Here is a 20,361-nt window from a genome sequence, read left to right on the forward strand (position 1 = left end):
TCAACTCCGTGTGTCCAGGCCCGACTTGGCCAGGAACCGCCTCGTTCGCTTCAGGACGTCGTCGTGCGCCTTCACCCGCGCGGGGTGTTCCAGGGCCCGACGGCGCAGTGCCAGCGCGTCAGGGATTCCGGCGTCACGGTAGGCGGCGGGGTTGTACAGGGTGCCGATGCTGTACTGCAGGTAGTCCTCCAGGTACGCGGCCACCACCGGCACCTCGTCCGGGTCGCGCTTGGCCACCTGCTCCAGGAGGTTGGTGAAGATCATCCGCCCGAAGGCCACGTGCCGGCTCTCGTCCTGGTGGTGCACCCGGTTGATCTCCCGGGCGATGAACGGCAACGACTGGTCCGTGGCCATGCGCGCGTTGTAGTAGTCGACGATCTCCTCGAATATCAGAATGCGCGCGAACACGATGAGTTCACGGGCGACCGGGGAGAGGTGGTCGACCGAGCCCGCCTTCAACGTGGGCTGCGCCGGATAGAGCTTCCCCCCGTAACGCAGGCAGAACTGGGCGAAGAACCACATGTGCTCGTTCTCCTCGCCGATGAAGTGGTGGAGGAACTCGGACACGTCGGCGTAGGTGCGCTCATGGATGCGCATCACGACTTCGCTCATCAGCTCGCGAATACCGTGGATGTTCAGGCTGAAGAAGTTCACCGCCTCGTACCGGGTCAGCGCCAGCTGCTGTTCCCGGGAGAGCTCGTCCCACATCGGGGTGCCTGCCAGGGTCACCAGGCTCTCGCTCATCCACGGCAGGTCGGACTCGATGGTGTCGGGCCAGTCGAACATCGTATACGGGTTGTAGTAGCCCGACTCGGCCAGGTTCTCCAGCCGGTCCAGTTCGAGCACGACAGGCTCGATCCCACGTACCGCCATTTCCACTCGCCCCTTTCGAGGAGGTAGTTCGAGACGCCTGCTTCACCGCACCGACTGGATATCCGCGCGCACCTGCACCGGCATCCGCGAACCACAGTCGTGGTGGCCGAGTGGCATGTCACCGGAGGCGGTGGAGAGAATCACCTTGTTGTAGATCGACCCGAGGCACAGTTCCTGGAACTCCTCGGTGTTCTTCGCCAGTCGCGCGGCCAGCTGCGCCTTGGCGATGTCGACGGTCTTGACGACTCCGTCGTCGTCCGTCACCTCGACGCACGCGTGGGGCAGGTCCAGGGCGCCGCCGAGGACTCCACAGAACCAGCCGCGCCTCACCCCCGCCCGGTATCCGGCGGCCCGGAAACGTTCGGCCAGGAACAGGCTCGCCGCGATACAGCTCGTGGAACCGAGGGAGTGCACCAGCGCGTAGTCGGCCTGCATGGCGACGGGGATCATCTGCCAGCGGTAGCCGGAGTCCAGGTACTCGTGGACGACCTTCCTCAACTCCGACGAGACCAGCGGGGTACGCGCCCCGGTCACCGTGACCCTCGCCGCGTAGACGGCGGAGTCCCGACCGGTCTCCGGCGCGGTCACCTCGGCGAGGTCGCCGCCGAAGCGGGCGACGTCCGGTTCCTCGAACCGCCAGGGGGCGTCCCCCTGGCACTCGCCGCACTCCAGGGTGACCCGGAAGTTCCAGGTCTTCGGGCGGAGAAGGGCGTCGACCGGCCGTCCGGCGAACCGGAAGAGCATCCGAAAGGCGAGTTCCGGCTGGGTCCTCGACTTGCCGGAGTACATTCCCAGGTTGTAGAGGTCGTTCGCGTCGAAGAAGCGCGCGCCCGAGCGACTCTCACACGGCAGACCCGCGTCAACAAGTGTGTCGAGGTCCTCCTGCGTACAGGCGAGCATTTCCCGCGCTGTGGACTCGGAATGTGTCCTGTGGGAGTAGCGGGTGGGAACGAATTCAATGGAATTCGCCACCTCCTCCCAGGAGGTACGCACAACTTCGGTTTGCTGCGGCACAATCTCTCCCCCGATACTGAAACATCCAGGCGACATTCACCGTGCGTGGTCAGTGCGCTTTTCGCCGGGGTATTCGCCATCAGCCTTCATCGGCCCTATTCCGGCAAGGCGGGGCCGACGTTATCAGCCAGGAGGCCGCACTCGAAAGGTTCACTTTGCATTCTTGTCCGTGCGTTTTTCACACGCACATCCGCACAACGGAACAGGCGGAGCGGGTCAGGAAGATCACGTGAACGCGGCAGCAGTGGAGTAGCCCATGACCTGCGAGGGCAGCCTATCCCAACGATCATGTGAGGGAGACGGCCCCACGGCACACCCCCACACCGAAGGGCCTTCGGAAATCCCCGCCCCCAGGCACAGGGAGTCGCCCGGGGGACGCTGATTTCCGGCAAGCCACGAAGAGCATGACGCGAGCGACGACGGAAACGCCGCACACACCAGGACACCGCCACGCGCCGCCTCGGATACGGCGACAGGAATCCCCCGAAGGGGAAAACGGGGAGCCGCGAGGAGTGATACCGGTCAAGCCGGGAAACGCGCGGCCCGAACCGGAACGGCGAGGTGCCATGTTCACCGATGACCGGGCACGAGGGGGGCGCATATCGCGTGGAAACCGAGGTGCCCCAACAGGTCCCGGCCCTCGCGCCACAGGCGGAAAGTCCGCCGGGTTCCGGTGCCGTCCGACCTCAGATCCAGTGCGCGTCCCGGGCGATACGCAGGGCGTCAATGCGGTTGCGCGCGCCCAGCTTCGCGACGATGGAGGAGACGTAGTTGCGTACGGTGCCCTCGGACAGGCACAGCCGCGCGGCGATCTCTCCGACGGCGTCCCCGCAGGAGAGGTACTCAAGGATGGAGAGTTGCCGAAAGGTCAACGGGCATCCTTCGTTGACCAAGGCCGCCACGGTTAACTCGGCGTCGAAAACCCGCTCACCCTGGTACACCGTGCGAATGGCCTCGAAGAGCTGCTCGGTGGAGTCGTTCCGGCGCAGTATGCCGTCGATTCCCCCGGTGAAGGCCCTGCGGACGACCGGCCGGGGGCACTCGGTCGCGAGCAGCAGTGTCCGACATCCCGGAAGAGCCACGAGCTTCTCGGCCATCTCGATGGTCTCGTTCTCCCTGCCATCGAAACTGATGACCATGACATCCGGCCGACGTAGCTCAGCGAACTCCAAAGCGGCGAGCTTGCTTTCCAACGACCCGACGACCCTGACCTCATCGCACTGACGGATAAGTGTGGTGAGCGCAAGCCTGGACAAATGCAGATCGTCGAAAACCGCTACATCGATGCCCACTTGGGTCCTCCAGCGATTAGGATCTCAAGAGCGTAGCATACGCGTACGAAAAATAACCCTACCGTGGGCAACCCTTTACCGCCACAGCGGCAACCCCGGCCACTATGCCGGAATTCAACAGTTTGCGAAATAGACGCACTTACCTTGCCGACAAGGCTTTTCTCCGCAACTTCACAGACGTACCGGTAAGAGCCTGTCACGCGGTCTCACGACAGGCAGGGTACACGCCTCAGGAATATGCCCCCGCCACACTGGTGAGGGAAAGCGCGAGGTCACGTCAACCGGTCCGAGTGCTGAGCGCACTTCCGTGTATCCGGCATCTTTGAAAGGTTTTCCCAGCCAATCGGAAGTGGTCGTCAAAACCATTGTCCACTCCCCCACGGGGAGAGGTTTCGGAGCGACACCAGAAGCCCGGGGAAACCAGATCCTCCCCGGGAACCACCGAACCGTGGCCCCGTGCGGCCGCAACCACCTCACCGACGAGCGGATCTCGCTGCCCGACATGGCGGAGAGCCGGCCCCACCGGGCGATGCCCCACCGTCGAGGGGACAACTCCCCCACGAAGAGGAGTGCTCGCTGAACGACGTCCCCACGCGACCCCGCGCCGAGAGAACGGCCGACCACGGAAGCGAGGTGACCAGCCGGAGTCAGCGCACGGAAACGAGGCCGGTCAACTGTCGGGGGGAACAGTGACCGGCCTCGCGACGGGTGCCGTCGGTCCTACAGGACCTCGGACTGTTCACTTTCCGTGGTGGGCGCCGTCTCCGTGGTGGCGGTCTCCCGCGCTGTCTGCCGCACGCCCTTGTGGACGTAGGTGAACACCACCAGGCCGATCAGCATGACCGTGCCGAAGACGTAGGGGACGGGGATGCCCAGCTCGTAGAGCCCGTTGCCGAGGAGCGGGCCGATCATGAAGGTGATGGCGACGGACGCGTTGAACAGCCCGGCCACACTCGCCTGCTCCTTCTCTCCCACCAGAAGTGTCGGCGCCGACATGACTCCCGGCATACCGAACCCGAGGCCCGCCCCGAGCAGGGCGACGCCCACGCCGATCAGCAGCCCCGTCGAGGACACGGCCACCACGATCATGCCGATGGTCATGAGTACCGAACCCACCCGCATGAAGTGCGCCGGGGACCAGGACAGGCGCGGCACCGCCACGACCTGGACGGCGACGATCATCACCGCTCCGGCCAGGGTCACCATGCCGGTCGCGGTCCCGGTCTGCTGGGAGTTCAGGTCAAGGCGGTCCTGGAGCAGGAAGCCCGCCGTCATCAGCACGATCGTCATGGCCAGGTACAGCCCGAACCCGATCGTCAGGAACGGCCACATCCGGCGGTCGAAGGGGCTGACCTTCACCGACTCCGTACGCTCCGCGTCACCCTCCGGCTTCGGCACGCTCACCGCCACCACGACCGCGATCACGACCAGGATGGCCGGAGCCACGTACATCGGGGGGAGCAGGCCCGCGATGCTCAGCAGACCGCCGATCGCCGGCCCCACCGCCAGCCCCAGGCCCTGCGCCGCGCTGAAGATCGACATCCCGCGCACCCGCTCGGCCTCACCGGAGGTCATGCTCGCCACGTAGGACTGGGCCGTGACCGGGGTCGCGGCCCAGGCGAGGCCGAACAGCACACCACGGCTGAGGATGATCAGCACATAGGTCACGGAACCGGGAAGCGTGTCGTCGAGCCCCAGCTGGGCGACCACCGCGAAGGCCAGAAGGCTGAACGTGGCCCCCACCAGCGAGATCAACAGGACCGTACGGTGCCCCCAGGCCATGGCGCGGCGTCCCCAGAACGTGCCGGCCAGCACCACGCCGGAGGCGCCGACGAACATCACGAACCCCAACGCCAGCTCGCTGAACCCGAGTTCACGTGCGAGCGGGGCAAGGATCGGGTTCACCATCTGTTGCCCGGTCATCAGACCGAACACCGCAAGGCAGGCCAACAGGATCGGCCGCTGATGGGTCAGCTTCGGCTGCCCCTCAGCAGCCTTTTGATTGGCGCTCACGCAACGCTCCGTTCTGGGTACCACTCACCCACAAGTCCAGCCACGACACAGGAAAACCACTCAGAACCACCAGGCGCGCACCCATGCGGCCGTGGTCGACACGGCCGGCGGGCAAGTGTCGGGATCGACCTCGATCGTATAGAGCCAGCGGCATTTTGTCTACGCGTATATTAAGTACCCGCGGCCCTCGCCCCGCCTCCGTCCGGCAGGGCCCTCGTGAGGGCCCTGGGTTCGCCCGCCTCCTCGTCGCCCGTACGTACGCCGGACATGGTTCGACCAGGTCAGAGCGGGGGTCTGCTCCTGCCACAGCCGGAGGCCGGCCCCCCCGGGCGGGTCCGTTCAGCGGCCCACGAGGACGGCTCCGCCTCCGGGCGGGACGAACAGCGCTGAGGTGGAGTCAGCGCAGCCACCTCGGCGGGCTCGGCCGCCCGTCCTCCTGACCTGGCGTGCGGTCAACCACTGGGTTCTGGCGGCGAGTTGGGATTACGGCCTGTGGCGCCGGGGTGAAGTGGCCGTGGCAGAAGGCGTGTTGAGCCGCCAGGGGCGGGCTCCTGCCGTCGGAAGGGAGGTGGACCTACTCCAACGGGTCGATGATCTCCAGCGAGCGCAGTGCCGCCGTGAGGGCCAGCGGGTCGCCCACGTCGAGCGCGGTGTCGGTGAACTTGACGGCGTGTTCGTCACCATGACGCAGGGCCCGCTCGAAGACCTCTTCGGCGAGGAGACGGGGCGACGTCCGGGGGGTCACGGGTTCCGCCGTGGGATAGGCGGCGGTCACCGTGGCGGACGCGGTCCATGCCGCGACCAGGCTGGGCGCCCACAGCGCATGGGGCAGTGCGGGGAGGGCGCGTAGCACGGCGTTCGGCGCGGTCGCCGCGTGTACGAGCATGACCGGCCTGCCGTGTCCGTGGCTGGCGTAGCGGTGGGTGGTGGCGGCGACGAGTTCCCTCAGGTGCCGCTCGGCCTGCTCCGGCGCACCGACCGCGCCGGCCCAGTCCGGCAGCCGGCTGATCCGGGCGAGTCGGGTGGCGAAGCCGCCCGAGGCGTCGAGGACCGGGGGCACCTGGTCGAGGGCGACGGCCGCCCGGGACGGTGCGGCGACGGAGCTGACGGCGACGGGGTGGTGTCGGGCGGCCCAGTAGCCGAGTCCGTGCGCGAGTTCCGTCACCCGGGGCGCGGCGGGTCGCGCGTCCGGCCCGGCGATCTCGTCGGCGCGCAGCGCGCGTACGGCGTGGCCCACCCGAATCACCGGATGGGTGGCGCCTCCGGCGATGCCCGGCAGCAGGTGCGGCCACCACGTCGCCAGGACCTCCCGCCACGGCCGCTCGGCCAGGGTGCGGTCGAAGAAGTCGATCCAGTCCGCCGCGCGACGGGAGTCCCCCAGCGCCCGCCGCCAGTTGTCCTCCGTGACGGTGGAGTGGCGGGCGGGGAACTCCTCCAGGTGGTCGCGGTACCGGTCCAGCCAGCGGTGGACGGCGGGTGAGTGTCCGTGTGCGGTCAGCGCCTCGACGACCATCGGGGCGTGGTTGCTGAGGCTCTCGTCCCGTTCGGGCCCGGTGGTGTGCAGGCGTTCCAGGGCTTCCTCGTGGACACCGTCCGTGGGGTTCGGCTTCATGAGGTGAACGTAAGGAGGCCGGTTCGTCGCGGGAACGGGCTCGGGTCGTATACCGGGGTACGGATTTCCGCCTAGGCCTCAGGGCCGCCCCGGTCGGTCAACTCGGTCAAGGCGCCCGGGCGTTGGGGTTCTGCCCGGGTGCCTCGCCGGGTCAGGGCCGGCGGCCCCAGGCGGAGATCATCGGGGCGGTGGCCAGGTCGAGTCGCCCGGTGGCGACGTTCGTCAGGTGGCGGTCGACCTCCTCGTCGGTGGCGAGCCCGTGGTCGGTCAGGTGGTGACGGATCTGCCGTACGGTCGCGTCCTCCAGGGCCGTGCACGCCGGCGAGGTGATCGGGAAGTAGGCGTCCGCTTCCACTTCGGCCAGGCCCACCTGCCGGAGCAGCCGGGGCAGGGTCCGTCCGTAGGCGAGGTCAGCGCCGCGCTCGGCCATCAGGGCGCGGAACCCGGAGCGCAACCGGTTGGCGAGCCGCTGTTCGGAACCGGACTCGTCCGGGCACGGCAGCGGTTGCAGGGCGGGGTCGGCGTCCTCCACCAGCAGCCAGCCACCGCGACGTACCGCCCGCGCCATCCGGCGCAGCGCCTCGTCCCGTTCGCTGAGGTGCACCAGGACCAGCCGGGCGTGCACCAGGTCGAAGCCCCCCGGTGGCGGCGGGTCGCTCGCCACGTCGTGGCGCAGCACCTCGATCACGCCGTCGGCGGCGTCCCGGGTCCAGGACACGTCGATGTCGGTGGCGACCACCGTGCCCTGGGGGCCGACACGTTCGGCCAGCCCCAGCGGTACCGAAGCGCCTCCGGCGCCGACCTCCCAGCACCGCATTCCGGTACCGATGCCGAGCCGGTCGACATGGCGGAACGTGACCGGGTCGAACAGTTCGGCGAAGGCGTCGAAGCGCTGGCCCGCCTCGGACTGCCGGTTGTCCAGCAGGTAGCCGTGGTCGGTGTCGCGTTCAGCCATGGGCCGAGTCTGGCAGAGGGTCCGTGCTCCCGGGTGACCGGGCGGGACGGGAGGGGCGAGCGGTCAGAGGGAGGCCGGCCCGCCCTCCTCGGGACCGCAGTAGGTCTCGGCCACCTGGAACGCCAGCTCCAGGGCCTGGGCCCGCCCCAGGTGGGGCACCGGGGAGGGCGGCGAGGCGGCCCCCTCCCCCTCGGCCGGCTCGGGCCCGGCCAGCTGGACGTGCAGGCCACCGGGGTGGGCGCCGAGTTCCCGCAGTACCTCGAAGAACACCCCGACCTCGGTCCGTACCCGGTCGAAGTCCCCCGATCCGGGGGACGTGCCGTTGGCCGCCCGGGCCGTGACCGGGTGGATGGGGTCGCAGACCCACACCACCTGGTGGCCCTCGGCGTTCACCTTCTCCACCACGGCGGGCAGGGCGTGCCGCAGGGCCTCGACTCCCATCCGGGCGACCAGGGTCAGCCGCCCCGCCTCCCGTCCGGGGTCCAGACGTTCCAGTGGGGCCAGCACCTCCTCGGGCGCGCTGTCCGGGCCCAGCACCACGCCGAGGGGGTTGTGGAGGCCGGCGACGTACTCCAGTGTCGCGGCGTCCATCCCCCGGGGCCCGCAGTCGACCCACACGTGGTGGCTGTCGGTGTTGTACGAGCGACCGCTGCGGGAGTCGACCCGGGTCAGCGCCGTCTCGTAGGGCAGTGAGCCCGTCTCGTGGGAGGCGTAGAACTCCGCCTGTGCCGAACCCTCCAGGTCGAAGCCGTAGGCGCCCATGAAGTCCAGGGCGCGCCCGACGTGGCGCATCAGCGCGCCGTAGCGTGCCCGCGAGGCGCAGCCCTCGACGAACTCGCTGTTCCAGGCGTGTACCTGGGCGAGACCGGCGTACCCGCCGGCGGTGAAGGCCCGCACCAGGTTCAGCACGGTGGCGGAGGTCTGGTAGCGGGGCAGCGGGGACGACAGCCCGTCGGTGTGGCTGACCTGGCTGAGCTTGACCACCGGGGCCGACGCCGCGTACGTGAGCAGCACCGACATCTGCGTGACCGTGCACAGCGCGTCCCGTATCACGTCGGCGGTGTCGCGGCCGTAGGTCCTCGCCCGCAGGCCGCCCTGGAGGACGAAGCCCTCACCCCGGGCCACCCTGGCCAACCGTTGGCGCAGCTCGTCGCACTCCCCCGCGAACACCAGCGGTGGCAGGGTGCGCAGCCGCGCCAGATCGTCGTCCGGCCCGTCGGGGCCCCGGGGCTCCGGCTCGGTGGTCGGGGACGTCGGTTCTCTCCACGCCTCGATGTCCGTCATACACATCCATCAGTTCTGTGACCCCGGATGCTCCTCGGCCTCGGTACGCCGGGACGGCCCAGGCCGGGACGTCCAGCCGCCGGGGACACCGTCGGTCACGCGCGGGAACTCCAGCAGTACGGCCCCTCCCCCACCCCGTCGTCCCTCCGCCCTCGGCCTGCCGGGACGCGGGCCGCCTCCGCGCCGGCCGGAACCGGGCGGCAGGCGGGCCGCTCCAGCGGCGGAACGGGCGGGGTGACCGTCGTCGGGGAGGACCCGACGAGAGCGGGACCAGGCCCCCGAAGGGGCCCGGCCCGCCACACCTCTCACCACTCGACCTCGGGTACCCCCGGGTGGTCAGCCCGGCCGTACCCCTGGCGGCCGGGTCAGGAGGCCTTGCGCCGGCGGTCGGCTCCCGCCGAGGCCCTGCCGCAGTCGGATTCGCTGCGCACGTACTCCGGCAGCACCTTGGGGGGCCAGCAGCCGATGCTGAACATGCCCATCGAGTACGCCTTGGCCGCGAGGGCCGTGCGGTTGGGCACCTTGAACTGCCTCAGCAGGATGCTGACGTGGTACTCGATGCCCTGGCGGCTGAGGAACAGCTTCGCGGCCAGCCGTACCGTCGGGTCACCGGCGGCCACGCCCTCCAGGACCTTCGCCGTAAGCGGCGTGAGCTTGCGCTGTACCCCCACCGAGGCGAGGGGCTCCTCCCGCTTGTCGGGGGTGAACTGCACCAGGATCATCGCGCCGTTGGAGTCGTTGTCGACCGTGAAGGCGGTCAACTTGCCGGCCACCGCGGTGTCGTTGAACCACATCACGATCGCCCGCCCGACCAGCCGCGCGTGGTGGCCCTGCACCAGCCGGCTGAACTGGCGTATCAGGTGCTGTCGCACGCTGGGGTGCAGGAAGTCCGCGAAGCTGCGTTCGGCGATCTCCTCCCGTTCGTGGCCGCTCAGCGCGAGGAACGCGCTGTTGACGGCGCGTACGCGCAGCGACGAGTCCAGTACGCCCAGGCCGATGCCGGAGCGCTCGAACAGCGACAGTACGGCGTCGCCGTACTCCTCGCTGCGCAGTTCCGCGTCCGGGGCGCCGTTGGTCTGGGCGGCGCCGCCGATCGCCACGGCCTGCCGTGGAATGAACGGTTTGCGAGTGCCGTTCGTGCTTTCCTGTGCCTGGCCGTTCACACTGAGTTCTGACTCTAGGGCGGAATTCCCATCTTCCGCGTGCTGAAGGCCTCTATCCGCACCGTCCTTGGCCAATGCCATTTAGGTCGCACCTTCCCCCATCACGTTCCTCAATGAATGGCGGGGAGTCTAAGAAGCCCTCTTCACAAGGTCAACGCACACCAAGAGGCACCGCGGGACGTGGCGCGGCGCCTAGGGGGTCCATGGTTTCCCTGTACGACCTGTCTGCTTTCGCCTTTCCTTCGACTTTGCTCCGCCCTCCCCTGCGGATTGGAAACGGGTTTTCCAAATGCCCCCTAGGACACCCGTGACCCCCCTAGGGGCCCATAGGGGTACCCCTTGCCCCAAACCCCCGGGGGGTACGGATGACATGCGTCGGAAACGTTCAGTGACGGATTCGACTCTCAATGTAGTCGGCCGCGCGAGCCGGGCCTCCGCCCTCTCGCAACTCGTCCCTGAGCGCGTGAACTCGGCGGAGGGTTTCCTCGTCGCCGGCGAGCCGGTCCACTTCGGAACGCAGTCGTTCGGCGCTGACATCCGTTCCGGGCAGGTGAGTTCCGAGCCCGAGTTCCACCAACCGGGCGGCAACCAGGCGCTGTTCGGGCATGTGCGGTACGGCGACCACGGGTGTGCCGAAGTAGAGCGACTCGATGACGCTGTTCATTCCGGCATGAGAGACGAAAACGTCCGCGCGCTCCAGTACCGAGAGTTGGGGCACCCAGTCCATCAGCCGTACGTTGTCGGGCACCGGGCCGAGTTCCTCACGGCGCACGCTCTCCCCGGCGGCGACCACCACGTGCCAGTCGCTGTCGGCGAACGCCTCCAGGCAGGTGCGGACGAACCCGCCCTGGTGGTCGAAGTCGAAGCTGCCCAGGGACACCAGGGCCACCGGCCTGCCCGGCTCTGGCTCGTCCCACTCCGGCTCGGCCACGCGGTTGCCGACGCTGGCGCCCACGAAGGCGAACCGGTCGTCGAAGGTCTCCTGGGCGGGCTGGAAGCTGCGCGGCAGGAAGACGAGGTTGGACTCCTCGGCCGGGGCGTTGAACTCCTCCAGGGTCACCCCTTCCAGACCGTTCTCCTTGAGCAGGGTGCCCTGCTTGACGAAGAAGTCCACCAGCGCGGGGTGGTGGGGGTCGATCTCGCCCTTGTAGAGATTCCCGATCTCCTGGGTGAGCGAGTAGTGCTCGTTGGAGGCGAAGGTCGCGAACAGTTCGATCGCCGGACGGTTCCACTTCCGGGCCAGTACACGACCGGCCGCGAAGGTGCTGACGTCGTACAACAACACGTCGGGAATGTCGTCGGCGAATCCCTCCTCGTAGATCGGCACCGTGGCGATGGCCTCGTCGATGGAGCGGACCGGTTCGTGGGCCATGTAGTCCGCGTCCACCTGGTCGGGAAGCTTGCGGGAGGCCAACCACGACTCGTAGCGCAGGATTCTGGCTCCCGTCGGAGCGACCAACGGTTCGAAGCGTCCGTTGGTCGCGAAGGTCACCCGATGCCCACGGCGCACAAGCTCCGCCACAATGGGAAGGGTGGTGTTGATATGTCCGAATGCGGGAAACGGCATGAAAGCCACGTGGTACGCCGACATGACGGCAGGATGCCAGTGTCGCTGTGTGACCGAACGGTCAGACGGCCAAGTCTGAGAAATTCATCAGTCAGGAACCAATGCCGATCCGTGGTTAGGGGAAATCACCCGTTCTCCTCTGGTTCTCTGGATCGGTTCGCTTTCTCGTGCTCCTCTTGGGCGGTCAACTGTGCCGATGGAGGGCGAGATGCAGTGAACCATGGAGCGAGTGACAGCGAATCAGTGAAGTCGGCGGGGGGTATCAACCCCCGCCTCCAGGTGTTCTCCCGTGGCTGGCCGGACCAGGCCCCCGACACGGTGTGTGGCTGGGGTTCCAGCGAGCCGCACACCCAGCTCGTCCGCAAGGAACTCGTCGCGATCCTCGGCCGGTACGGCGTGACCACGATGAACGACGCGGGCTGCGGTGACCTGGCGTGGATGAGCACCATCGACCTCGGCCGGGTGGACTACGTGGGCTACGACGTCCACGAGCGCCACACCTGGCCGGAGTTGAGACGGGACGGCTACCGGCTGGAGGTGGTCGACATCACCACCGACTCCCTGCGTCCGGCCGACCTGTTGATCTGCCGTGACGTCTTCATCCACCTGCCCAACGAGATGATCCAGCGGGCGCTGACCCAGTTCCGGGCCAGCGCCCGTTATCTGCTGACCACCAGCTACGTCAGCGACCCCTCCGTCGAACGGGGGGCCTTCCGCAACGACGACCGCCTGGAGGCGCCCAGCCTGCTGCACGCCAAACTCGACCTGCGGCTGCCGCCGTTCGGCCTGGGCGAGCCGCTGGAGCGGATACCCGAGGACTCGCCCAACAAGTACCTGGGCCTGTGGGACCTGAGGGGGGAGCCCGGGTCGTGACCGGGGCGCTGAGCCTGGCGCACTCCCCCGGTCCCCACGACACCTTCGTCTTCCACGCCTGGAGCGCGGGGCTGGTGCCCCGCGCTCCCGACGTGGAGGTCACGCTGGCCGACATCGACGTGACCAACTCCCTCGCGGAGAGGGGGGAGTTGGACGTACTGAGGGTCTCCTACGCCGCGCTCCCCCGGGTGTGGGACCGCTACACCCTGCTGCCCTGCGGGGGTGTGCTGGGCCACGGCTGCGGACCGCTGCTGTTGACCGCCGCCCACCGGGAACCGGCCGAGCTGGCCGGCCGGGTGGTGGCCGTCCCCACCGAACGGTCCACGGCCCACCTGCTGTTCCGGCTGTGGGCCCGTCGGGTGCTGCCGGGGGTGGAGGTGGACACGGTGGTGATGCCCTTCGACCGGATCATGCCCGCCGTGCGGGACGGCGAGGTGGACGCGGGGCTGGTGCTCCACGAGGCGCGGTTCACCTACCGGCGGTACGGGCTGTTCCCGATGGTGGACCTCGGGCAGGAGTGGGAGGACCGTACCGGGATGCCCGTCCCGCTGGGGGCGATCGTGGCCCGGCGTTCCCTGGGGCAGCGGCGCCTCGACGAGGTCGCGGAGGCGATCCGGGCCTCGGTCCGCTACGCCTGGGCGAACCCCTGGGTGTCGGCGGAGTACGTACGCGCCCACGCCCAGGAGATGTCGCCCGAGGTGCGGCAGCGGCACATCGAGCTGTACGTGAACTCCTCCACCGAGGAGTTGGGCGAGTCGGGTCACCAGGCGGTACGCGCGCTGCTGGGGCACCTCGTCGACGGCGACGCCGCCACCGACCCCTGGTGGTGACCCGGCCCTCCGACGGCGACCGTCAGCCGTCGGGGGCGTCGGGAACGGGTACGCCGTCCCGGGCGGGTCCCGGGTTCCGGGCGCCGTCGCTCAGCGGGACGCGGCCCGGAGGACCTCCTCCATCAGTACGGCCTGGCGCACCGCGTCGGCGCCGAAGTGCCGGTGCGCCTCGGGGTTGGCGCAGGCCAGGGCGAAGGCCTGGAACATCCGCTGGAACTGGTCGGCGGCCGGCAGTTCCCGCTCCTCCAGGGAGTCACCGCGCTGTAGGCGCAGCTTCGGCCGGGTCTCGGGGCGCGGGTTGAAGGCCCAGCCGAGTTCGATGCGGCCCTCGCTGCCCCACAGCGCGTAGGTGTTGCGGTAGGCGTGGGCGAGGCCGAAGTCGCACTGCGCGGTCACACCCGCCCCGTCCACCAGCAGTGCCGAGCCGGCGATGTCCACCCCGGTCTCGGGGTCCATCCGCAGCCGGGCGCCGACCACCGACAGCTGTTCGTCCAGGTGCAGCAGGGCGGCCCGCAGGGGGTAGCAGCCGTTCTCCCGCAGGGTGCCGCCGGCCAGTTCCGGGCGGTAGCGGATGAGGTCGGGGTTGTTCCGGGGGATGCCCAGGGAGGCGCTGAGGACCTGGGGGGTGCCGATGGCGCCCTCGGCGACCAGGTCACGGACGGTCTGGTGCTGGGGGTGGAAGAGGAAGGTGAAGTTCTCCATGAAGGCGAGCCCGCCCGCCTCGGCCGTCTCGACCAGTTCCCGGGCCACCTTGGCGTCCACGGTGAGCGACTTCTCCACCAGGACGTGCTTGCCGGCCTCCAACGCCGCCCGGGACCACTCCTCGTGCATCGAGTTGGGCAGCGGGATGTAGACGGCCCGGACGTCCTCGCGGGCCAGCAGGTTGTCGTAGCCGCCGACCGCCTCGCAGCCGAACTCCTCGGCGAGGGTACGGGCCTTGGCCACGTCCCGGCTGGCGACGGCGGCCAGGTGCAGCCCGGAACAACGCTGGAGCGCGGGGATGGCGTTGCGACGGGCGATGTCCGCGGCGCCGAGTACGCCGACGCCGAGGGAGGCGGTGCCCGTACCGCCCACCCCGGCCAACTCGTTGACTGTCACGCGTCGTACTCCACTCAGTGGGGCTGGGCGACGAACTCGCGGATGGATGCGGTCATGTAGTCGATCATCTCGGTGCTGATCCCCGGGTAGACGCCGATCCAGAACGTCCGCTCGGTGATGATGTCGCTGTTGGTCAGGTCCCCGCTGACCCGGTAGTTCTCGTGACGGTAGGCGGGGTGGCGGGTGAGGTTGCCGGCGAACAGCAACCGGGTGCCGATGCGGCGGGAGTTGAGGAAGTCGACCAGCTCGGGACGGCCGAACGGGGCGTCCTCGGCGAGGGTGATGACGAAGCCGAACCAGCTGGGGTCGCTGCCGGGGGTGGCCTCCGGCAGCAGCAGGCCCGGCACCCCGTCCAGGCCCTCCCGCATCCGCGCCCAGTTCCGTTTGCGCGCGGCCACGAAGTCGGGCAGCTTCGCCAGCTGGCTGAGGCCGAGGGCGGCCTGCATGTCGGTCGTCTTCAGGTTGTAGCCGACGTGGGAGAAGATGTACTTGTGGTCGTACCCCAGGGGCAGGTCGCCCATCTGGTACGAGAAGCGCTTGAGGCACTTGTTGTCCTCGCCCGGTTCACACCAGCAGTCCCGGCCCCAGTCCCGCATCGACTCGGTGATCCTGGCCAGTTCCAGGGTGTTGCTGAGGACGCAGCCGCCCTCGCCCATGGCCAGGTGGTGGGCCGGGTAGAAGCTGACCGTCGAGTAGTCGCCGAAGGTACCGGTGGTGCGCCCCTGGTAGGTGGAGGACACCGCGTCGCAGTTGTCCTCGACCAGGAACAGGTCGCGGTCCTCGCAGAGTTGGGCGACCTCGGCGACCGGGAACGGGTTGCCCATGGTGTGGGCCAGCATCACGGCCTTGGTGCGCGGGGTGATGGCCTGCTCGATGCGCTCCACGGTGGTGTTGTAGGTGTGCAGGTCGACGTCGATGAAGACCGGCACCAGCCCGCACTGGAGGATCGGGTTGACCGTGGTGGGGAAGCTCGCGGCGACGGTGATGACCTCGTCGCCCGGGCGCAGCCGGCGGTCCTCCAGCTCGGGGACGGTGAGCGAGGCGAGGGCCAGCAGGTTGGCCGAGGAGCCGGAGTTGGTCAGGTGCGCCTTGCGTACGCCGATCGTCTTGGCGAACCGGCGCTCGAACAGCAGCGCGGTGGAGCCCGAGGCGATACGCATCTCCAGCGCCTGTTCCACCAGGGCGGCCCGGTCGTCCTCGTCCAGGACCGCGCCGGAGGGGAGGATGGGCGTCACGCCGGGCTGGAACTCCCGCTCGGACGGGTCCCGGTCGCGGTGGAGTTTCCGCGTCAGTTCGAGAATGGACTGCACGTCCGCGTCAGCCATGGATGCGCTCTCCGTCCGCTGCGAGGGTCGAGGTGGTGGTGGGCGCCGGGGGATCGAACGCCGAGGGGTCGAACGCCGTGGTGGGGGCGCCGACCGGTCGCGGAACGGTCTCCCACAGGGCGCTCAGCGCGTCGTCGAGGCTGTGCCGGGGGGCCCAGCCCAGTTCGCTTCGCGCACGTGAGATGTCCAGGGGCTGCTCGCCGATCCCCGCGTCCCGGCGCGTGCCCGCCGGCTTTGAGGGGTCGGCGTCGTCGGCACGGTGGACGGTGGCGTCGGTGCCGCTGATCCGTAGCAGCGCCTCGACGGCGTCCACCAGGGGCACCCCGACGCCGGAGCCGATGTTGACCACGGGCGGTACCCGCTCGGCCCGCGCGGCGCACCGTACGGCCTCGGCGACGTCCCGGATGTCAACGATGTCGCGTACCCCCCGGATCGGCGGCAGCCGCAACTCGGCCGGCCGTCGCGCCAGTTGGGCGGCCAGCCCGCCCAGCAGGCTGTGCGGGGAGGTGTGGGGGCCGACCGACATGGCGATGCGCAGCACCACCGCGTCCAGCCGCCCCTCGGCCACGGCCTCGGTCAGCACCCGGGTGCCGGCCAGCTTGGTGCGGGCGTAACCACTGGTGGGCCGCTCGGTGAGGTCCTCGGTCAGGGGGACGTCGGCGGGGTGGCCGCCGTACTCGTAGGCGGAGCCGATGTGGACCAGGCGGGCCGGCCGGGGCAGGGAGGCCATCGCCTCGACCAGTCGCCGCACCAGGGTCACGTTGCCCTCGGTCAGCTCCTGGTCGGTGACGTCCCACAGGGCGCCGGCGGCGTTGACCACCAGTGCCGGCCGTTCCCGGGCCAGGAGGGCGGAGAGGTCGCCGGTGGGTGAGCGCAGCAGGTCCAGCCGCTCCAGGTGGCAGCCGGGGGGAAGGTCGGGGGCGCCGCCACGGGCCACCGCCAGGACCGACCAGCCTCGGGTGGACAACATGTCGCAGATGTTGCGGCCGACGAATCCGGCAGCGCCGAGCACGACCGCGGTCGGCGGCTCCCGGTCCGCGGGAGTGACTGCGCGCATGGTCGGCCCTTCTCGGTTCGGTCAGCCGCGGGGCGCCCGTCGACGGCCCGCTGACGTCAATATTCACACCGGGCCTCGCCGAGGACAGCGGTAGCCGTCGCATACGGCGGAACTCTGGGTGTTTCCCCCGAGTCACACGCCGGCGGGTCCACGGGGGCGCGCGGTGGGCGGAACCTGGGGGCGGCACCGGTACCACCAGTCCCAGGAGTCCACTGTGCGCGTGTTGTTCGCCACCATCCCGGAGAAGTCGCACCTGTACTGCATGACACCGGTCGCGTGGGCGATGCGCGCCGCGGGGCACGAGGTGCGTGTGGCCAGCTGTGTGGAGTTCGAGGACGTGATCGCGCGTACCGGGATGACGGCGGTGTCGGTGGGGACCAACGACACCATCACGGCGGCGATGAGCGCCAACCGGCACACCCAGGTCGAGGAGCGGGTCAGCTTCAACGAGCTGGACCCGGCCAAGCTGAACTGGAAGGACGAGTTGGAGCGCATCCAGCTCGCCGCCTACGGCTCGGCCATGTACAACGAGCCGATGATCGACGGGCTGGTGGAGTTCGCCCGGTCCTGGCGTCCCGACCTGGTGGTGTGGGACCCGCTGACCTACGCCGGGCCGATAGCCGCCGGGGTGGTCGGCGCCGCGCACGCGCGTTCGCTGTGTTTCGCCGACGTGTGGGTGATGAAGCGGCAGCTGTTCCGCAAGCTGTACGAGGAGGCCCCGCCCGAGGAGCGGCGCGACCCGCTGGGCGACTGGTTGGAGGAGCGGGCCAGCGAGCTGGGCGGGACGTTCACCGAGGAGTTCACCACCGGACAGCTCACCCTGGACCCGCTGCCGGAGAGCCTGGGCATCGCCACCGAGGCCCGTCGCACCCCGATCCGCTTCGTGCCCTACAACGGGCCCGCGGTGGTGCCGGACTGGCTGCGGGTGCCGCCGGAGCGCCCCCGGGTGTGCATGAGTCTGGGCGCCTCCAACACCGAGCGGTACGGCGGGGACTACGTCTCCAAGGACGAACTGCTCAGCGCGCTGGCCGAGTTGGACATCGACGTGGTGGCCGCCCTGCTGCCGGCGCAGGCCCGCGAGGTGGGGCCGCTGCCGGACAACGTGCGGGTGGCGGAGTCGGTGCCGCTGCACGCGCTGCTGCCCAGTTGTTCGGCGCTGATCCACCACGGCGGCTTCGGCTCGTACGCCAACGCCCTGGTGTACGGGGTGCCGCAGATGACGGTGACCACCACCGTGGCCGACCAGATCTACCGGGCCGAGGGGCTGGAACGACAGGGCGCCGGTCTGCTGCTGGAGCGCAGCCAGGTCACCCCGGAGGGGGTGCGGGACGGCATCGCCCGCATCCTGGAGGACGAGGACTTCGCCCGGAACTCGCGGCGGCTGCGGGACCAGGCGGTCTCCCGTCCCTCGCCCAGCGAAGTGGTGCCGGTGCTGGAGCGGTTGGTCGAGGAGCGGCGCACCGCGCCCTGGCGGGTCTGAGCGCCCCCGCCCCCGCGAGGCCCCTGCGGGCCGGCCCGGAGGTACGGCTCAGGACTCGGCGCGGACCACTCCCGCCTCGTGTGCCACCAGTCCCGCCTGGGTGCGGTTGCGGCACCGCAGCTTCTCCAGCACCCGCGAGACGTAGCCCTTGATGGTCGCCTCGGACAGGTGGAGCCGGGCGGCGATCTGCGCGTTGGACAGCCCCTCCCCCAGGCCGGCCAGCACCTCCGCCTCCCGTTCGGTCAGCGTCCGCACCAGCTCCCGTGCCTGGTCCCGGGCCGACGACTCGTCGGCGGAGGCGGCGACCAGCCGGCGCGCGGCGGCGGCCGACAGCACGGTGTGCCCCTCGGCGGCCACCCGTACCAGGCCGATCAGTTCCTCGGGGGGCGTGGACTTCACCAGGAACCCGGCGGCGCCGGCGCGGAGCGCCCGCATCACGTACTGGTCGGCGTCGAAGGTGGTGAGCACCACCACGGCCGGCGGGTCGGGCAGTTCCTGTATCCGCTCGATGGCGGTGAGCCCGTCCACGCCGGGCATCCGCAGGTCCATCAGCACCAGGTCGGGCCGGTGGCGCACGACCTCCTCCACGCCGGCCGCCCCGTCGTGGGCCTCGGCGACCACCTCGATGTCGTCGGCCGAGCCGAGGATGGTGCGCAGGAACCCGCACACCATCGGCTCGTCGTCGACGACCACCACGCGCACCATCCTGGTCACACCACCGGTTCCGCTGTCGGTACGTAGGAGGGCAGGGTCACCTCGACCTCGAACCCGCCCTCCGGGGAACTCGCCGCGCGCAGGCGCCCGCCCAGCACCTCGACCCGCTGCCGGAGGTGGGTGATGCCCAGCCCGGAGCCGGTGCCCACCAGTTCGGGGCTGGGGCGGGCGGTGGGCGCCGTGTTGCGCACGCAGACCCGCACCTGGGAGGCGGCGTACTCCACCCGGACCGCCACCCGGGCCCCGGGCGCGTGCTTGTGCGCGTTGGTCAACGCCTCCCGCACGGTCTGGTAGGCGGTACGGGAGACCACCGGGGAGGCCAGCTTCGGGTCGCCGTCCTCGACGAACTCCACCTCCACCCCGGCCGCCCGGGACTCCGACACCAACGCGGCGAGGTCGGCGAGGGAGGGCGAGCCGTCTCCCTCGGGCGCGGTGCGCAACAGGCCGACCAGGTCGCGGAGTTCCTCCAGCGCCTGGCAACCGGCCACCCGCAGGTCCTCGGCCGCCTGCCGGGTCGCCTCGTCGGTGGCGGTCATCCGCAGGGCACCGGCCTGGAGGGCCATCAGGCTCACCCGGTGGGTGACCACGTCGTGCATCTCCCCGGCCAACCGGGCCCGTTCCTCGGCGCGGGCCCGCTCGGCGAGCAGGTGCCGTTCGCGTTCGGCCCGCTCGGCCCGCTCGGTCAGGGCCAGCACCAGCCTCCGCCGGGCCTCGACGTACAGCCCCAGCAGCGGGCCCACCGCGGTGCGCAGCAGCCCTATCGTCAGCACGCTCCACGACGGGTCCCAGGGGCGCATCACCAGCAGGGTGAGGGCCCCCAGCACCACGAAGGCGACCAGGTTGCTGCGTCGGTCGCGCTGGTAGAACAGCGGCCCGTAGGCGGCCGGAACGGTGGCGAACGGCGCCCACAGGTTGCCGTCGTGCGCCGGGGTGACCGCCCCCACGGGGGAGATCAGCAGGGTCACGGCCAGGGTGAAGACGCCCAGCACCACGACCACGGTGATCGGGGCCCGCCGGCGGAAGACCAGCGAGGCGCCGGCGAGACCCTGGAGGGCCAGCAGCGACCAGGCGAGGGTGTCGGGGCGTTCGGGCCACCAGGTGCCGCCGGCCAGGGTCACCCAGGTGTCCAGCAGTACGACGCAGACCGCCAGCGCCACGTCCACGAGGACCCAGTGACGGTGGTGCCAGGGCGCTGCAGTCATGCGCAGAAC

General features: G+C 69.9%; 17 protein-coding genes. 3 read left to right on the forward strand and 14 right to left on the reverse strand.

Features of this window, described 5'->3' with window-relative positions:
• From ABZT14_RS24450 to ABZT14_RS24490, 9 genes are all read right to left on the reverse strand, one after another.
• Positions 1-873 carry a diiron oxygenase gene (locus ABZT14_RS24450; protein WP_356306339.1) on the reverse strand — a complete coding sequence of 291 codons (873 nt, stop codon included), beginning with the start codon at positions 871-873 and terminating at the stop codon, positions 1-3.
• 42 nt (positions 874-915) lie between these two features.
• Positions 916-1,773: a hypothetical protein gene (locus ABZT14_RS24455; RefSeq protein WP_356306341.1), complete on the reverse strand. Its 858-nt coding sequence runs from the start codon at positions 1,771-1,773 to the stop codon at positions 916-918.
• Between the two features lie 800 nt (positions 1,774-2,573).
• Positions 2,574-3,179 (reverse strand): response regulator transcription factor, encoded by a 606-nt coding sequence (locus ABZT14_RS24460; protein WP_356306343.1) that lies wholly within the window; start codon positions 3,177-3,179, stop codon positions 2,574-2,576.
• A 720-nt stretch (positions 3,180-3,899) separates the two neighbouring features.
• Entirely contained in the window at positions 3,900-5,192 is a 1,293-nt protein-coding gene (locus ABZT14_RS24465) for an MFS transporter (protein WP_356306345.1), read from the reverse strand.
• A 574-nt stretch (positions 5,193-5,766) separates the two neighbouring features.
• Complete coding sequence (locus ABZT14_RS24470) at positions 5,767-6,804, reverse strand: questin oxidase family protein (RefSeq protein WP_356306347.1); 1,038 nt, start codon at positions 6,802-6,804, stop codon at positions 5,767-5,769.
• A 151-nt stretch (positions 6,805-6,955) separates the two neighbouring features.
• The gene (locus ABZT14_RS24475; RefSeq protein ID WP_356306349.1) at positions 6,956-7,759 is read right to left on the reverse strand and encodes a methyltransferase domain-containing protein; all 804 of its coding nucleotides are present in this window, start codon (positions 7,757-7,759) and stop codon (positions 6,956-6,958) included.
• Positions 7,760-7,822: 63 nt separating this feature from the next.
• Positions 7,823-9,043: a 3-deoxy-7-phosphoheptulonate synthase gene (locus tag ABZT14_RS24480; protein ID WP_356306351.1), complete on the reverse strand. Its 1,221-nt coding sequence runs from the start codon at positions 9,041-9,043 to the stop codon at positions 7,823-7,825.
• A gap of 365 nt (positions 9,044-9,408) precedes the next feature.
• Positions 9,409-10,143, reverse strand: a complete 735-nt coding sequence (locus ABZT14_RS24485; protein ID WP_356306353.1) for a PAS domain-containing protein — start codon at positions 10,141-10,143, stop codon at positions 9,409-9,411.
• 448 nt (positions 10,144-10,591) lie between these two features.
• Complete coding sequence (locus ABZT14_RS24490) at positions 10,592-11,797, reverse strand: macrolide family glycosyltransferase (protein WP_356306355.1); 1,206 nt, start codon at positions 11,795-11,797, stop codon at positions 10,592-10,594.
• 189 nt (positions 11,798-11,986) lie between these two features.
• Between ABZT14_RS24490 and ABZT14_RS24495 the strand changes: the two genes are divergently transcribed.
• Together ABZT14_RS24495 and ABZT14_RS24500 are read left to right on the forward strand one after the other, a co-directional pair.
• Positions 11,987-12,646 (forward strand): class I SAM-dependent methyltransferase, encoded by a 660-nt coding sequence (locus tag ABZT14_RS24495; RefSeq protein WP_356306357.1) that lies wholly within the window; start codon positions 11,987-11,989, stop codon positions 12,644-12,646.
• Positions 12,643-13,476, forward strand: coding sequence for a 1,4-dihydroxy-6-naphthoate synthase (locus tag ABZT14_RS24500; protein ID WP_356306359.1), 834 nt, complete (start codon positions 12,643-12,645; stop codon positions 13,474-13,476). The genes ABZT14_RS24495 and ABZT14_RS24500 overlap by 4 nt, the downstream gene beginning before the upstream one ends.
• A gap of 90 nt (positions 13,477-13,566) precedes the next feature.
• Here the strand turns inward: ABZT14_RS24500 and ABZT14_RS24505 are convergent, their stop codons facing one another.
• From ABZT14_RS24505 to ABZT14_RS24515, 3 genes are read right to left on the reverse strand one after another with little or no spacing between them, the layout of a single operon-like run.
• Positions 13,567-14,574: a Gfo/Idh/MocA family oxidoreductase gene (locus tag ABZT14_RS24505; protein ID WP_356306361.1), complete on the reverse strand. Its 1,008-nt coding sequence runs from the start codon at positions 14,572-14,574 to the stop codon at positions 13,567-13,569.
• 14 nt (positions 14,575-14,588) lie between these two features.
• Complete coding sequence (gene rfbH / locus ABZT14_RS24510) at positions 14,589-15,899, reverse strand: lipopolysaccharide biosynthesis protein RfbH (RefSeq protein WP_356306363.1); 1,311 nt, start codon at positions 15,897-15,899, stop codon at positions 14,589-14,591.
• The gene (locus ABZT14_RS24515) at positions 15,892-16,956 is read right to left on the reverse strand and encodes an NAD(P)-dependent oxidoreductase (RefSeq protein ID WP_356306365.1); all 1,065 of its coding nucleotides are present in this window, start codon (positions 16,954-16,956) and stop codon (positions 15,892-15,894) included. Before ABZT14_RS24515 ends, rfbH begins: the two co-directional genes overlap by 8 nt.
• Before the next feature lie 214 nt (positions 16,957-17,170).
• Here ABZT14_RS24515 and ABZT14_RS24520 point away from each other — a divergent pair, with 214 nt between their 5' ends.
• Positions 17,171-18,436, forward strand: coding sequence for an activator-dependent family glycosyltransferase (locus ABZT14_RS24520; protein ID WP_356306367.1), 1,266 nt, complete (start codon positions 17,171-17,173; stop codon positions 18,434-18,436).
• Positions 18,437-18,484: 48 nt separating this feature from the next.
• On the opposite strand, the gene ABZT14_RS24525 is transcribed toward ABZT14_RS24520, so the two are convergent.
• Together ABZT14_RS24525 and ABZT14_RS24530 are read right to left on the reverse strand one after the other, a co-directional pair.
• Positions 18,485-19,141 carry a response regulator transcription factor gene (locus ABZT14_RS24525; RefSeq protein WP_356306383.1) on the reverse strand — a complete coding sequence of 219 codons (657 nt, stop codon included), beginning with the start codon at positions 19,139-19,141 and terminating at the stop codon, positions 18,485-18,487.
• Positions 19,142-19,146: 5 nt separating this feature from the next.
• Positions 19,147-20,352: a histidine kinase gene (locus ABZT14_RS24530; protein WP_356306369.1), complete on the reverse strand. Its 1,206-nt coding sequence runs from the start codon at positions 20,350-20,352 to the stop codon at positions 19,147-19,149.
• Positions 20,353-20,361: the final 9 nt, after the last annotated feature.

The sequence above is a fragment of the Streptomyces sp. NPDC005438 genome (assembly GCF_040606315.1).
GTDB lineage: Bacteria > Actinomycetota > Actinomycetes > Streptomycetales > Streptomycetaceae > Streptomyces.

What these genes read in the sequence shown, in the direction of transcription:
- ABZT14_RS24470 (WP_356306347.1), bottom strand. Translation starts at nt 6,804, where the DNA reads ATGAAGCCGAACCCCACGGACGGTGTCCACGAGGAAGCCCTGGAACGC.
- ABZT14_RS24480 (WP_356306351.1), bottom strand. Translation starts at nt 9,043, where the DNA reads ATGACGGACATCGAGGCGTGGAGAGAACCGACGTCCCCGACCACCGAG.
- ABZT14_RS24525 (WP_356306383.1), bottom strand. Translation starts at nt 19,141, where the DNA reads ATGGTGCGCGTGGTGGTCGTCGACGACGAGCCGATGGTGTGCGGGTTC.
- ABZT14_RS24530 (WP_356306369.1), bottom strand. Translation starts at nt 20,352, where the DNA reads ATGACTGCAGCGCCCTGGCACCACCGTCACTGGGTCCTCGTGGACGTG.
- ABZT14_RS24490 (WP_356306355.1), bottom strand. Translation starts at nt 11,797, where the DNA reads ATGTCGGCGTACCACGTGGCTTTCATGCCGTTTCCCGCATTCGGACAT.
- rfbH (WP_356306363.1), bottom strand. Translation starts at nt 15,899, where the DNA reads ATGGCTGACGCGGACGTGCAGTCCATTCTCGAACTGACGCGGAAACTC.
- ABZT14_RS24515 (WP_356306365.1), bottom strand. Translation starts at nt 16,956, where the DNA reads ATGCGCGCAGTCACTCCCGCGGACCGGGAGCCGCCGACCGCGGTCGTG.
- ABZT14_RS24455 (WP_356306341.1), bottom strand. Translation starts at nt 1,773, where the DNA reads ATGCTCGCCTGTACGCAGGAGGACCTCGACACACTTGTTGACGCGGGT.
- ABZT14_RS24450 (WP_356306339.1), bottom strand. Translation starts at nt 873, where the DNA reads ATGGCGGTACGTGGGATCGAGCCTGTCGTGCTCGAACTGGACCGGCTG.
- ABZT14_RS24475 (WP_356306349.1), bottom strand. Translation starts at nt 7,759, where the DNA reads ATGGCTGAACGCGACACCGACCACGGCTACCTGCTGGACAACCGGCAG.